This window comes from Ezakiella massiliensis (assembly GCF_059862345.1).
On record NZ_JCBCEO010000006.1, the window covers coordinates 91,773 to 107,924 of the forward strand.

General features: G+C 28.5%; 7 protein-coding genes. All 7 read right to left on the reverse strand.

The genetic code is table 11. From position 1 onward, the window contains the following. Positions 1–254: 254 nt before the first annotated feature. The 7 genes from AC6FXG_RS08065 to AC6FXG_RS08095 all read right to left on the reverse strand — a co-directional run bounded on the left by AC6FXG_RS08065 (position 255) and on the right by AC6FXG_RS08095 (position 15,953). Positions 255–4,208, reverse strand: a complete 3,954-nt coding sequence (locus AC6FXG_RS08065; RefSeq protein WP_316530769.1) for a condensation domain-containing protein — start codon at positions 4,206–4,208, stop codon at positions 255–257. Next, positions 4,192–6,318, reverse strand: coding sequence for a bifunctional Gfo/Idh/MocA family oxidoreductase/class I SAM-dependent methyltransferase (locus tag AC6FXG_RS08070; RefSeq protein ID WP_500572276.1), 2,127 nt, complete (start codon positions 6,316–6,318; stop codon positions 4,192–4,194). Before AC6FXG_RS08070 ends, AC6FXG_RS08065 begins: the two co-directional genes overlap by 17 nt. Continuing rightward, the gene (locus tag AC6FXG_RS08075) at positions 6,315–12,386 is read right to left on the reverse strand and encodes an amino acid adenylation domain-containing protein (protein ID WP_500572277.1); all 6,072 of its coding nucleotides are present in this window, start codon (positions 12,384–12,386) and stop codon (positions 6,315–6,317) included. The genes AC6FXG_RS08070 and AC6FXG_RS08075 overlap by 4 nt, the downstream gene beginning before the upstream one ends. Positions 12,387–12,398: 12 nt before the next feature. Next, positions 12,399–13,985: a (2,3-dihydroxybenzoyl)adenylate synthase gene (locus tag AC6FXG_RS08080; protein ID WP_500572278.1), complete on the reverse strand. Its 1,587-nt coding sequence runs from the start codon at positions 13,983–13,985 to the stop codon at positions 12,399–12,401. Continuing rightward, positions 13,985–14,677 (reverse strand): 4'-phosphopantetheinyl transferase family protein, encoded by a 693-nt coding sequence (locus AC6FXG_RS08085; RefSeq protein WP_500572279.1) that lies wholly within the window; start codon positions 14,675–14,677, stop codon positions 13,985–13,987. Before AC6FXG_RS08085 ends, AC6FXG_RS08080 begins: the two co-directional genes overlap by 1 nt. Further along, positions 14,667–15,419: a thioesterase II family protein gene (locus tag AC6FXG_RS08090; RefSeq protein WP_196934188.1), complete on the reverse strand. Its 753-nt coding sequence runs from the start codon at positions 15,417–15,419 to the stop codon at positions 14,667–14,669. The genes AC6FXG_RS08085 and AC6FXG_RS08090 overlap by 11 nt, the downstream gene beginning before the upstream one ends. 162 nt (positions 15,420–15,581) lie before the next feature. Beyond that, entirely contained in the window at positions 15,582–15,953 is a 372-nt protein-coding gene (locus AC6FXG_RS08095; RefSeq protein ID WP_083316583.1) for a metal-dependent transcriptional regulator, read from the reverse strand. Between the last annotated feature and the right edge of the window lie 199 nt (positions 15,954–16,152).

The window sequence follows — 16,152 nt, forward strand, 5'->3', positions numbered from 1 at the left end:
ATATAGAACTATAACATCAATTTCTGACTGAAATAAATTTATTTCAATACACAGTTATTTAAAAAATTATTTACTTTTGTTGAGTTCAACTCTTTTTTCTCAATTTAAATCTCCCACCTCCTTATCTTAAGATATCTATCAACTTCACCAATTAAACTACTTGAATCTAGACCTATGTGTAATTAAAACAGAAAATAAACATATTAAGAGAAGTTATTTGTGTAATAATTTCTAATAATTATTGTATTATAATACTAAATCTGATTATTAATAATAAGATTAGACACATATTTTGCATTATCCTTATTTTCAACACAAGAAACATGATCCCCTGGAATCTCATGTATACTAAATTGTCCTAAGCAAAACTTTTTCCAATAGTTTATAACATTTTGTTTCTCCATTTGTACTAAATCAAAGTTTTCTTTCGCTGATAAATATCTTACTCTCCCAATGTAAGGAAATGGCTCATAATTTGAGCTGTTAAATGTTGATATATAAGTTTGATAAGTCGTTTTCAAAAACTCATAACCTATTTCTTCATTAGTCACATCCCAAATAGTTTTAGCATATAGCTTCATCCTTTCTTCCAAATCTAAAGAAAATAATTCTCTTAATGAATTAAATAATTTTATATGTTTTGGTTTTTCTCCCAAATATTCTAATAAAGAAATTTCCTTATTAGTCTTTATTGTTTTATATATTTCTGACACCACACTGTTTAGTTCATTATCATCAATGTCTTTAATTACCATGTGTGGGGTTATGTTATAATTTGGCAAGAACATAAGCTCTATAATTTTTTCATCTATTCTCTTTTTAGGAGATGGGTAACTGTCTAATAACACTAAATCATCTATTGCAATATGTTTTTTCATCAAGTGATGTGCTGTTTCTAAAGCTAAACAACCTCCCGAACAATAACCTATCAACTGTACTTTTTTGTATCCTGTAGCAAAGATTAATTCTGAATACTCTCTACTTATCGCTGGAACAAGATCCTCATTACTTACACTGCTATATAAATTACTATCCTTAACAGTAATGCATGCAATACTCGAGCTATTGTCTTTTAACAAATTATCAATAACATATTTCATACTATTCATTGTTCCGAAGCCAGCATGAAAAATTACTCTTAGTAACTCATGCCCCTCATTAAGAATTGTTATTTGCCCAATATTCCCTGTTTTTTTTGAATCTTTGCTTTGCTCTTTAATTTCTGGTTTATCAATAATTATTTCTAATAGGTCTGATATTCTAGGTTTACTCAACAACTGCCTGAAAATCATATCATAATCTATTTTATTATTACCTTCATTATATAAAAGCTCTTTTATCTCATTTGCCATTTGTGCCAAAAGAAGCGAGTCAGCTCCACATTCGTATAAATCACTATATATATTAACCTCATCATTTTTTAATGTGTTCCTAGCCAAGCCACAAATACTTCTAAGCAAAGAATTATTTTCTCCTTCACAATGGATGTTGTTCTCCTCTTTCCCTTTACTTTCAGTTAATTTATCCATTCCTAAAATATTTTTTTTCGCGAAAAAAATTTCAATGTTATTGTAATTAAATTTATTTTTTTCACCTAACGAAAAAATTTTGCTTGATATTTCTTTGCCGTTATGATTGCTAATCACATTAATCCAATTTTTCCTGTTTAAATAAATTGGATTCTTAGACTCTGACTCACTCCTTTTATTCATAAAAAACAATTGTGTCATAAGTATCCAAGGTTCATCAATGACTGGTTCCAATATTATAAGCCAACCATCATTTTTTAGAACTTTTTCTATGTTAGAAATTGTAAAACTTAAATTTTCTGCATTTTCTAATACACCAACAGCAAGAACAATATCATATTCATTTTCTTTTAAATTTTGATCATCAAAGCTTTTGTCTATATCTATTTGTTTGTATTCTACATTATCATAATCATCAAACTTACCCTTTGCATTTGACAAGAAAGACAGAGCTCTATCTGTGAAATCATATCTGTAGTGTAGTCTTTTTTCATTAAACATTTGTAATATAGTTTTCGTAGTGTTTCCTGTCCCTGCTCCTAATTCAAGAATTTTAACGCATTTATCTACATAAGATTTTGTATTCAATATTTCATCTATTGCTGTCTTTATAATCTCGTTATAATATTTGCAAAAAATATTATAACCATATATGGATTCCACAACTCTAAAATCCCCTTGAGGAAAGAGAATGGATATTGGTTCTATTTTTCCGTTAAGAATATCAATAATATTCTCTGAAATTTTAACTATATAGTCTAAAACATCCGGATTTCCAATTCTTTGAGTCCATCTGGATTTCAAAAGAACCATATCTATTTTTTGCTTAAGCAATTTCATTCCATCGTTAAGGACAATATAGTTATTCCCTTTTTTTTCTAGATAACCACATTTTTCCAGATGATCTTCCCATTTATTAATAATCCAATGATAATTATTAATAACTTCTGATTTGCAATCTGAATTTTGGTTACTAAAATCTATATACCCTTTAATCTTCATCAAGGTTCTTAACATCACTTGGTTAGAAAAAGCATCTCTTTCTTTTAATATATTTTTAACTTCCATAACATTAAAAGCATCTTCACTTTTTTGTTTGTCAGAAAAGCTAAGAGTTTTTGATTTTACATTATTAAAATCGTCAATGTCGCCATGATAATTTTTCTGTTTCGATAGATCATCATTAAATAAAGCTTTATTACTTTCTAATCCATTTTTTTCATAAATATATGATATAGGTACATTAAAAAATACTGAGTCAGAAAAACAATTTAATAATTTTAAATAACCTTCTACTATTGATTTTGATAATTTTTTTGAAAAAACACCTGATCTCAAATCAAAGTTAACTATTAATTCTTGATTTATTTCCATAACTTGACAATCCATAAAAACTTGAGGAGTTTCACTTAACCCTTCCTCTTGTAAGTGAATGTATTTATAATCAGATGAACTTACACCTAATGCACTCGTAAAAACAAATGGAAATATACTATTTCTCTTAGCTGTATTCTTCCTAATTGCACGAATAGTTTCTACTCCTGTAAATGTTTCATGCTTTAAATCATCAATAATCTGTTCTTGTATCTTTTCTAATAAATCACAAAAAAGTTGCTTATTGTTTACTTCAACTTCCAAAAGACTCGTTGCTGTAAAATCATTTACAATATCTATCCCATCATATTTTTTTGGTCTATTCATGGTTGTTAAATTAAGAGAAAATTTAGAATTAGAACTCCAGTTGTTAATTATAATGGCCATTATTGTTATCAAAAAAGATGTTTGCGTAAAACCTAATTTCGCTAAATTCGATTTTATTTTAGTCCATTTAATAGTATCAGCTTTAATCTGCATTCTCTCAAATTTATCTTGAATTGTAGTGTTTTGGATTGGTAATATAGGTGAACTTGGGAGCGTAGGGATTCTACTCTCCCAAAACTCTTTATCTGATAAGTATTTTGAGCTTTTCTTTAGAGAAAGTTGGCTCATTCTAATCTCTTTGAGATTGTAAATACTATTTGAAATAGTTACATTATTGAAATAATTATTTTCAAATTCTTTCAATAAAATCCAAATACTAGTCCAATCTAAAATCAAAAAATCAAAAGAAAGGTGAAGTAAGCTGTAATTATCCACTTGACTTACAACTATATCAAATAACGGCCATATATTAGTTTTATATCTTTTCCCCTTCAATCTCTCTCTTGTTGAGTTTACTTTTCCATTTATACCTATACCTTCATTAAATTCAACTGTGTAATACAAGTCTCTTTTTAGTATTTTTTGTGTATTATTTGATGTAAATATTGAACGTAAGGCTTCATGTTCTTTTATTATATTATTCCAAACATCCTCTGTTCTGCTCTTTTCTAATAATGGCAACCTTACTTCCATATAAACATGACTTGAAACCCCACCTAATTCAAAGTGATTCTCTCTACCTAATAAATATGCACTTTGAATTTCTGTTAGAGGAATTTCATTATCCCCTAACACACAAGAAGAATTAATGCTGTCTTTATTTAATATAGTAACAATTTCGTTTTTATATTTTTTTAAAAAATCTATATCCTCTTTTTTAGGTATTCCACTGGTAGACCTGTAATTTAATTCTTCTTTATTAGCAAATACCTCAAGCCCATTTCTGTATAGTTCTATTAACTTACTTTCTATTCCCATGATCTTCACCTCCATTATTTTTTAATATGAATAACTTTTGATTAAAATCTTCTAACCAATCTCCATTCTTTGGTTCAAATGTCAAGAGTTCAAATCCTAGTTTTTTAAACATCTCTATCCATTGATTCATTTTCAAAAAGGTAATGTTTTCTTCATTACGAATATCATCTGCTTCTGTCATCATAAATACTTGGGATATTAAAATTTCTGGCGATTCATCTACAGCCTCTACAATCATTAAAATACCATCATCTTTTAGTATTTTTTTAATATACATTAATGAATTTTCAATGTTTCTAGCGTTATTTAATACCCCTACAGCTATTATTAAGTCAACTTTGCTGCCGACTTGTTTGTAAGATTCATCATCATCTATATTTATAATCCCATATTCTATACCTTTATACTCTCTAAATGCATCTTTTGCTTTTTCTATAAAATAAGGAGATATATCCGTGAAAATATATTTGTCGTATTCTATATTAGATACTATTTTTTCTGTAGTAGATGCTGTTCCTCCTCCCAGTTCTAAAATTGTTATATTTTTTTCGTTTAACAATTCTTTTATATTACTAACTATTAATTCATTCAAGTATATCGCTATTGCTGTTTTAGAATATAATCCTTTAGCAATTTCATCGCCACCCTTTGAAAATAAAATTTCATTGGCATTAACTTTACTATTTAATAAATCATTTAATAGTCTAGCATTTTCCCTAAAATATTGAAACACATTCATCGGCATTGCTTTTGTGTTCCATTTGCTTTCTAGTAAATCCCATTTTCCAATTAGAACATTCCAATCTATTCTTTTCGATTTAATAATAATGCTATCATCTTTTTTTTCTAAATAATTAAAAGACTCCAGATGAAGTATCCATCTTTCCATTATTATCTTATACTTTTCAATAATCCCTATTTTATTAAATAATATCGAAATAGGAATACTATTTTCTGATATGTGTTTAGTTAAATAATAAAACATAGTGTCTCTACTAATCTTATTTAACTCATTAATAGATTCTTTTACGCTATAGCAATTAATTTCAGTACGCTTAAAAATATAAGGATCAATATATTTAGTGGTATCATTCAATTTTGTTTTAGGATATCCTAAGCTCCCCATTAGTTTTTGCCATAACACAGCAATTTCTAAATCATGTTGAATTTCTATACCACTTAATTGTTCTTCATTTATCTCATTAAAAATAAACTTCTTTAAATCATCTTTTACAGCTTTAACCCAGATATTTCTATATATATAGCTCTTATTGTATTCATCAGCCTGATATAGGACTGATATCCAAGGTTTGTTGCATCCCACTCTATAATCACCCTCTAGAAAACTTGGAATAAGATCTATCTCGGGTACATTGGGGGATTGTTCCCAAAAAACTGGTCCTAAAGGGCTTGATAAAACTAATCTTCCCGAAGGATATCCAACTACCATAGAAAAAAGCATACGCATATCTGAATCTAAATTATTCTTTCCAATTTCGTTAAAGGCTTTTACTAAAACTTCCACATTGTTTACATTCATCGACAATATATTGCAACATGACTTTTGCTCAATATATTTGTAATTCTCATTTACTACAGTAGTATCCTTTAAAATTTGTTTTATGATTCCTGATACGGGATATGATAGTTGTGTATTTAAATCCACCATTAAATAGGATGCATGGCTTATCATATTAGCTCTATCGACATTTAGTAAAAAATTTCTAACAGCTGGTAAATTGTTATATAAATTTCCAATCTTAATTTTAACATTATGCGAAATAGCAGTATTATAGAGTTCTGATATTTCCCTTACATGAATTGGCTGCTCAAACAACACATTTATTCTTTTTTTTAATAGCTCCTTGGCAATTTTTACACCATTACCTCCAAATACAGAAGAACCTATGGCAACACAGGCAACATCTATATCCTTTGGCAAACTCTCAACACTAGTAAAAATCTTTAAATTGTAATGATCTGCACACTTAACAGAACGATTACTACCATTAGCTAAAAGTCCAATGACTTCAATGTTTTCCATATCTTTTAGTGCTTCAATATAAAATTGCCCAAACCTAGAACCACATACAATAACCTTTTTTATCATAAGCTTCCCTCAACAATACTTCCTTTTCCCTTAGTAACTATTGCACTCAATTCTTTGATGGAAGGATTCTTAAATATATCAAGCAAGTCTATATCCACTAAAAATACTTCTTGAATTTTATTACGAAGTTGAATGGCTTTTAATGAATCTCCTCCTGCTTCAAAAAACTTACAGTGATTATTCTCCACAGAAGTATTTAGTATCTCTTCCCAAATACCTTTCATTTCTTTCTCTATATCAAAATCACCATTACCTATTTTCTCTATCTCTTCAGCTTGTTTAGATGTGTTGTTAACAGAAAAATACTTATCATTATATTTTCTTGTTCTCATCACTGTGCTTTCTTCGTCAAAAGAATTATCAGCAATTTCATTTAAAATATTTACATACTTTTCAAACATTACATCAAGATTTTTCTTACCTAAAACTTCATCAATGCTATCCCAATAGATTTTTAATCCATCATTATAAACCAACGCTTGATTATCTAAAAAAACTTGTGGAGTTTGGCTTAACCCATACACTATTTTTCCTAAACTTTTATCATCATCCCATGAATTTATCCCTATTCCACTAGTAAATACTATAGGCATTAATACTAATTTATCAGTTTCAACTTTTCTTAGCTCCTTTTGCATTTCTATTCCCGAAAATAATTCATGATTTAGATCATTTATTAATCTTTTTTGTATCTCTTTAAATCTATCCAATAATTTTTTATACTTAGCATTATCGATTTCAAGTAAAAGTAAAGTTGTAAAATCTCCCAAAATTTCATTTATCTCTTTATCTATTTGTGGTCTATTGAATCTCGTAACATTTATTGTAAAATTTTCATTCTCGCTAACTTCTCTTATTGCTTCAGCATATACACCTATTAATAACGATGTTATTGTAAGGTTGTTTTTACTTGCAATATCCTTTATTGCTTCCCACTTAATAGGTTCAATATATGCTTCTCTTCTAATAAATTTTGTTCCTTTTGTAATTGGATTATTTTGATAATTATTTATAATAGGTGCTTTTAAAAATCCATCCACGCGTTTTAACCAATATTCTTTATCCTCAGAATATTTTTGTGTGTTTTTTAATTTATTTGAGTAGTCAACATATTTTCTAAAGGTTGAATTACTAGCTTTATAATCTTCTTTTCCATATTTATATATATTAGACCACTGTTCTAATACATAGAACATGCTCCATCCATCCAAAATTATATTGTCAAAGCTTATATGAATCATATCCGCCTTGCTTTCATGTTGACTAATTCTTATATCAAAGACAGGCCATTGATTTATATTAAGGACTTGCTGCGACATACTGTTGCGAATTGCAACCTCCGAATCCACACTAGTCATTATTTTATAATATGGTACATCTGATAATATTTTCTGCTTACCATTGTCAGTTATAACAGCTCTTAACATGGGATGAATATCTATTAAATGATTCCACGCCTGTTCTAGTTTATCTACATCTATATTCATAGATTCAATTTCAAAATAGCAATGAGTGGAAACACCTCCTAAAATCATATCTTCATTTCTTCCAATATAATAGGCTTGTTGAACTTCTGTTAAGTCAAATTCTTCACCATTAAGAGTATCTTCTATTACACTAATTTTATCCACAAAATTATGTCCTTTGAGCCTATCTTTAACTATTTTTGCCTGACTTTCTATAGTAATATTTTCCATTACATCTTTTATGCTGAATTTGATGCCGTATTTGTTTTCTATTTTAGTTGCTAATCTTGTAGCAATTAAAGAATCACCACCACTAGAAAAGAAATTTGTTCCAGTTGTTATGCGTTTTTCAAAGACCTCATTCCATAAGTTTCTGATTTCTTCTAATTCCTTTTGTCGTAAATTTCCACTAAAATTCGGTCTGGATATTTCTCTATATATATACTTTTCTTCCAATTGTTTTCTATCTATTTTCCCATTTTTATTTTGAGGCATGTTTTCAATAAATACTATATCATCAGGCACCATATAAATAGGTACTTTTCTTTTTAATTCGTCTTTAATAAATTCAGGGTCAACTCTCGACTTTTTTAGCTCCAATATATAAATCATGCTTTCTCCAATAAAGCCTTGTTTAATGCATTTAAGACCTGAATCACTAAAAAGATCATTCCACTCATGAATACTAATAATAGAATCATCATATCCAGCAAAATTATTAAGAATACTTGTGGTTATATCTTGAATTCCTAATCTTTTTTTTGGTTCAACCATTATAATCTTCCCATCATATGCTAAAAGATTTTTTAATTCATTTAATGATTCTTTCACATTTATATCTCTATGAATTGAATTAAATGCTAAAACATACTGCACTGTTCTGTGAAAACTTTCAATGTCATTTTCATGTAAACTTTTGGCACTAAAATCTCCAGATATTTGTTTTAACTTATTAAGGGATTTATCTAAATAAACGTGCATATTATTGTTTGAAATCGAACTTATTCTTTCTGATATCAAATCATCTCTTGAGTCATAATCAAAAATAATATTTTTTTGATTGCAATCCATATCCTTTTGCATGTAATCTAATATATATTCTATTACTTTATTATACCAAGGTAGCATTTTGCTCAAATTAACAGGAGATAACATAGGATAATCATGGTAGAAAAACTCTATCGGATTTATTTTTCCTTGTATTATCCCTAATAGATTGCTATTTATTAAAAGAAGTATCTCATTTAATTTAGAGTTGTTATTTTCAATTCCTATATTCTTGATTTTTTCAAAATTATCATAGTTTGATTTATTTAAACAATAAGTATCTTTACTACTTTTTAATATAATCTCTTTCTTACATAAATTAGAAATCCATAACTTTATTACATTTTTTAAAGAATCAGCAGGATTTATTTTTGATATGATTTCCTCATAAGTTACACAATTGCCGTCTGCAAATATCTTACACTCCTTAATAATATTTAAAATAATTCGATCTACACTTGAGTCCAATTCATTTATAAAAGATTCATAAGCATATTTTTGTGATATTTCTTCATTCCCATCTGGTATTGATACTGATTTCTGATTAAACTCTTCATCGGCAATGCCCTCAACAAAACCTATCAATTTGTTTATATTCCCATCTTTAATAACTAAAGCAACTGATTTATTAACACAATCAAATAAATTTAATGCATTCTCGATCTCCCCAAGTTCAATTCTATGACCTTTAATTTTTACTTGAGTGTCTTTTCTTCCGAGAAATTCAATAGTACCATCATTCCAAAATCTTCCATTATCTCCAGTTCTATACCATCTAAGTCCATCTTCTTCAAAATACTTTCTATTAGTTAGGTCTTCATCTCCATGGTAGCATTTAGCAACACCAACTCCACCAATTAGAAGTTCTCCCTTAACATAATTAGGGCATATTCTACCTAATTCATCTACTACTCTATATACTTGGTTTTTAAGTGGTCTTCCATATGGAATTGATATCCAGTCTTTTGGTATTCCCCTTGGTACATTTAAATAATTTGACCATATAGATGCTTCTGTTGCCCCGCCCATAGCTACAACAATGGAATTTTCTTTTTCGCTTAACTTGTAAAATCTTCCTGGTAGATCTTTTGCTATCCAATCTCCTGATAACATAACAATTCTAAGTGGCAAGCTTTTCTTTTCACCCTCTGCCATAGTTACGAGCATGTCAAAAAGTATAGGTACAGAGTCCCATATACTTACCTTATATTTTTCAATAATTCTAATCCATTCATCAGGATTACGATAATTATCTTCATTAGTTGTTATTAAAGTTCCACCTGTGCCAAGTATTCCAAAAATATCATATACTGATAAGTCAAAGTCTATTGCTGACACCATAAGTAACGTATCATTTGAATTAATAGAATATTTTTTATTTAAATCATTAATAGTATTAATGGCACTTGTGTGCATGATCTCAACACCCTTTGGCACTCCTGTAGTACCTGATGTCATTATTATATAGGCTGAGTCAAAAGGACTTACTTCTATAGGATTATCAAGACCTAAGGATTTGTCTATAGCTTTGTCTAAGTCAATTAAAGAAACTTCTCCTGTATCTAGTTTGCAATTTTCTATTGTTTTATTATCACTGATTACAAACTTTATACCTATTTGTTCGTATATTTTACTTCGCCTTTCACTAGGTTGATTTATTCCGATAGCAATATATGCTGCTCCAGCAAAGAGTATTCCAAATATAGCATAAATTTGCTTGCTTGATCTCGGGAGAGTAACGCCCACATATTCTCCCTTTTTTATTCCATTTTCCTTTAAATATCCTGCTATATTTAAGGATTTTTCATATAAGTCCATATAGGATATTTCTTCTTTAGTTTCTGAATCTATAATTGCAATTTTTTCTGGATTTTCTTTTACATTTTTTATAAATCCGTCATATAATCTTTCATCAGGAAAGTTTAATGGAAGAATTGATTGAAGCTCTTTTTCTCTTGCTTGTTTTTGATTTTTTGGTAGCACATCAAATTTCTCTTTCCAATTTTCTTTTTCTGTTAGCCTTAAAAGTTGTTCTTCTAAAGAATTTAACATGTCATCTAACATTTTTTCAGGGAAAAGTTCATCTACACTGTCCCAGCATAATACTAAATCTCCATCTTTTATATAAGATTGGAAATCTAACCATACTCCTGGGGTTTGTGATACCATATATGTAATTCTGCCCAAAGCTTTACTTGAAGTTTCAGTTTCTAGTGGATAATCTATGTTGCACGCAAAAACTACAGGTGCTACATTAAGGCTTGTACCCTGTGATTTTGATATATCTCTTTGAACTTGTACTCCACTATAAGATGAATGACTAGCATTGTCTATAAAGGTTTTGCTTATTCTATTCAAAGTTTCTAGGAAAGAAATATCATTTTTTCTTTCATGCTCTACTAATAAGATATTTGTAAAGTCTGCTACCATAGCTTTTAAGTTTTCGTTTGAAAGATCTCTATTAAATAATGGTAAGTTTATAAAAAACTTATCTTGGTTAGTCCATCTTTCTAGAATTAAAGCATATGCAGTTAATAAAACCATTGATGGTGTAGATTTATAGCTTGCTGCAAGCTCTTTTATTTTGCTCCATTTATCTTTTTCAATAACTCGTTTTCTTCTAGTAAATCTCGTTTCTTTAATTTGTTCAGGAGCTTTCTTTAATGGTAAATTAGGTCTTTCTATTTCAAATGAGCCTATTTTTTCTTTCCAAAACTCTTGGTCTTTTTTATAAATTTCAGAGTCTACTTCAAGATTATTTATATAGTCTTTAAAGGTATAATTGTTTAGATTGTCTAATTCTTTTCCTAAATACAATTCTCCTAATTCTTTCAAAAGAATACTCATACTCATGACATCGGCAACAAGTAAATCTAAATCAAAGAAAATTTTATTTCTATTATGTGATAGATTTGTAAGTTTTAATCCTGCGACTTCTCCTATTTCTACTCTAAATTTTCTATGCGATAAATTTTCTCGTATTTCATCTAATCTAATTTTGGTTTCTTCATCATCTAAATTAGATAAATCAAAAACTTCAATTTCTTCACTAAAAGGTTTATCTAATATTTCTTGCTTTCCATCTTCTGTGAATCTTGCTCTGAGCATTGGATGTCTATATTGAAGTATATTCCATGCATCATTCAATCTTTTATAATCTATATCTTTTCCATCTATTTCAATATAGGCATGACAACCCACTCCACCTAGAGTTTGATCATCACTTCTGCCTATAAAATAAGAATATTGAACATCTGTAAGATTGAATGAATCTTTGCCATCATTTGATTTCTTATTATCTTTTGAATGCTTCTTAATAATTTTTGAATTAGCTACTAGGTCAAACCATGAATTAAGTGTAGGCTTCTCAATGAGCTTTGCGAAGGATATTCTAAGTCCTTCTTTTTTAAGAATTCCTGAAAGTTGCATTACTTGCATGGAACTTAAGCCTTTTTCTATTAAATTGTCATTTTCTTTTATGTCTGATTTCTTCAAGGTATCTTTTAACCATTTTTCAATTATTAGTTTAATTTCTTTTCTCGCATCAAATTCCATGTTCTGCTCCTTTCACTCTATTCTTTTTAATTTATTTCTATCAATTTTCCCCAAAGCAGTTAGCGGCCATGAATCTATATATTTTATAGAATCTGGTAATTTAAATTCCGCTACATTCTTATTCGCTAGAAATGTCCTGATATCTTCTAATGAGAGTTCGTCCTTCTCATCTTTTAATATGAATACTCCTATTTTTTCTCCCAAAAGTTCATCAGGCACTCCTACAACTTGAACATCTCCTATATTTTCATTAGATAGTAAAATATCTTCAATTTCAGAAGGGGTGATTTTTTCTCCAGCCCTATTTATTGTTTCTGAAATTCTTCCAACTACCTGATAATTCCCATCTTTTAGTTTCCTTGCCTTATCTCCAGTTTTGAAATATAAATCTTTGTCTATACATCTTTTATTTACTTCTGGGAGCTTATAATAGCCATAAATTGTGTAAGAGCCTCTAACTATAAGTTCTCCATACTCTTCATCTTTGACCTCTTCTCCATCTTCATCAACTATTAACAATTCATCAAACTCACTTATAGGCTTCCCTTGAGTTGTAAATATAGTTTTACTATCATCATCTAAAGAAGTTGTCATAATCAGACCTTCAGCTATTCCAAAAATTTGTTGTAGTTTGCAACCAAATTCTTTTTCTATCTTTTCAGCAAGTTTTTCTTCTAAAACTGATCCTCCAACTTGAAGAACCTTTAATGAAGATATGTCGTAATCATCTTCCTTTATAAAATCTATACATATATTTGCCATAGCAGGAACTAAGCCCGTTATCGTAACCTCCTCTTCCTCAATTAAAGGCAAGATTTCATCTGGACTTGTTACTGGGCATAAAACAACTTTGCCGCCTATAAAAAATGTCCCTAATATACCTGGGCAACATAAAGGAAAGTTGTGAGCAATAGGAAGAGAAGCCAGATAAATACTGTCTTGATCCATTTTACATCTCTTTGCAGTTTCTTTTGCTACATAGATATAATCGCAATGTCTCCTTGGTATCAATTTGGGTATACCAGTTGTGCCTCCTGATAAAAGTAATAATCCTATCTCTTTATAATTGATCTCTATTTGTTGAGATAAATAATCTTTATCATCAAGATTGTAAAAATTTTTATATCCTTGATTATCTCCAAGAATATAAACTTCAAAATCTATATTTAATTCTTCCTTTACTTCTCTTATCATATCAACATATGAAAAGCCAAGATATTTATCCTTAGCTATATATGCTTTTGCCCCTGATTTTTCTAATATTCCCTTTATTTCATTTTTCCTATGAGCTGGAAGTGATAATACTGGAATCAAACCAATCTTAAACATGGCAAAAAGGATAATAACAAATTCATGACAATTAGGAAGTTGAAGAACAATTCTATCTCCCTTTTTAAATCCAGCTTTCAATAAACCATTGGCATAATGGCAAGCTTTTCTATTTAATTCTTGATATGAAAGTTCAACATCTCCATCTACTAAGGCAATTTTATCCCCATATTTGTTAGCACAATCTTCAATAAATTCTCCTAAGGTTATATGCGGCCACACCTGTTCATCATAAATTTTTTCTAATTTTTCTTTTAATTCAATGTTCATTAATTTTCCTCCAAGCATATTGCCCCGACATATTTGCCATAATAATTTAATGGCTGTAATCTACTTATTGTATTCCTTTTACTATCATTAATTTCTATAAATTCATTTCCAAAAGAAATTATTTCAATCTCTTTTAAATTCCTTACAAGACCAATACCATCACATTTAAGATAGGCTTCTTTTGCAGTCCAATATCTATAGAAACTGATTATGTTATTATCTATATTTATAATTTCATCTTTAGTAAAACAATTTTCTAACATATCCTTAAACTCAAATTGATAATTTATTTTTTCAACATCTATTCCTACTTCTATTTTAGAAAAAGCTAACAAGACCAAGTCTTCTGTATGGGATATGTTAAACTTTAATCCTAGAGTGTTTTCTACATAAGGCTTATTGTTTTTATCCCTCTTGACTCTTAAATCATTAATTCCTTTTTCGAGTAAACCTTTTAAGGTCAAATTAAGTATTGCCCTTGATGCTAGATAATTAATTTTTGCTATTTCTGATTTATAATCCTTTGATTTTATTATCTCCTCTTTAGTTAAGTAAGGAAGTAATTTTTCTTCTAATAATTTATCTGTATAAGCCTTAATTAGTATTAAATTATTACTAGCTAATTTATCTTTTAAATCTTCTAAGGTAAGAAAATCTTTAGTATTTCTTATCTCATATTCTTCAATTTTCATTTACTTTTATAAACTCTTTTATCTCTTTAATGACACTATCAGGAGATGTGTTGACAAACATATGTTTGCCATCTATATATCTATAAGTGAATTCTTTTGTGGTATAATCTTGCCATTTTATAAGTTCATCTAAAGTCATTTCTTGATCTTTATCTCCCATAAGACCTAGTATAGGTGATTCTAATTTCTCAAATTTTGTGTCTTGATAGTCTTCATCTATTACAAAATCTGCCCTAAGTGTTGGCAAGAAAATAGAAATTAAATCCTTATTATCTAAAATTTCTTTTGGTGTTCCTTCATATCTTCTTAAGCCTTCTATAAATCCGTCATCATCAAGATGATAAATTGGATGAGGTTCTTTATATAATGGTGCTCGTCCTCCTGATATTATTATTCCTCTTGGATTTATGTAATCCGAATTTTTAATTCTTAATGCAAGTTCATAGACTATTTTTGTTCCCATACTGTGTCCAAATAAATAATAAGGTTTTCTAAAATCAAAATTTTCTTTCATATCTTCAAATAAATTATCCACTAAGATGTTAATGTCACTTATAGCCTTTTCAGAAAACCTGTTTTCTCTTCCTGGATACTGGGCAACAAGTAATTTTATATCTTCAAATTCATCTTTCCATTTTCTAAAGGCAGACACCCCGCCACCTGCAAATGGGAATATAAAAAGATTTGCTATTATATTATTTTCATTAATTTCTTTATTTAGTATTTCAAAGTTTTTTGACATAAATTCACCTTTTTATTTGTTTTCTGTTAGTATCGGCTAACTCAAAATTATTATATACCATTTGATAACTTTTATCAATGGGTTTAAGGTGTTTTTAAAAATATAATTTTAAAGATAAAAATAGCATAGATATCTCATTATGCGAGTCATCTATGCTATTTATTATAAATTGTAATCAAAATGTTTTTTTAATTTTTCAAAAGTTTCATCAGAAATAACATGCTCTATAAGACAAGATTCGTTTTCAGCTTTTTTCTCATCTATTCCAAGTCTTATAAATACGTCCGTTAAATATTTATGCCTTGTATACATTTTTTCGCAAAATATTTTTGACTCCTCTGTTAAACGAATTATTTTATCTTCACCATAAATAATCAGCCCTTTATTTTCAAGTTTTTTTAGCATTCTTGTAACAGTAGGTCTTTTATATTCTAAGTAATTAGCAAGATCCATATTTCTTACTTCCTCTTTTTCCAAAGATAAAATATATATAGCTTCTAAATAATTTTCCTCTGCAAATTCCCTGTGTAGAATAGATTACCCCTCCCTCAAAATAAAAATAATTACAATCAAATTTAGTAAATGCGAAATTAAAGAACTTAGAATATGATTTCCTTAATCTTTATACTATCTTATTATACTTATAAAAATCCTTATTTAAAAGTAAATTTTGCAATATTCCTCTAGATTTGTCATATATTATTTATTAACTTCACTTATACTATTAGTATAT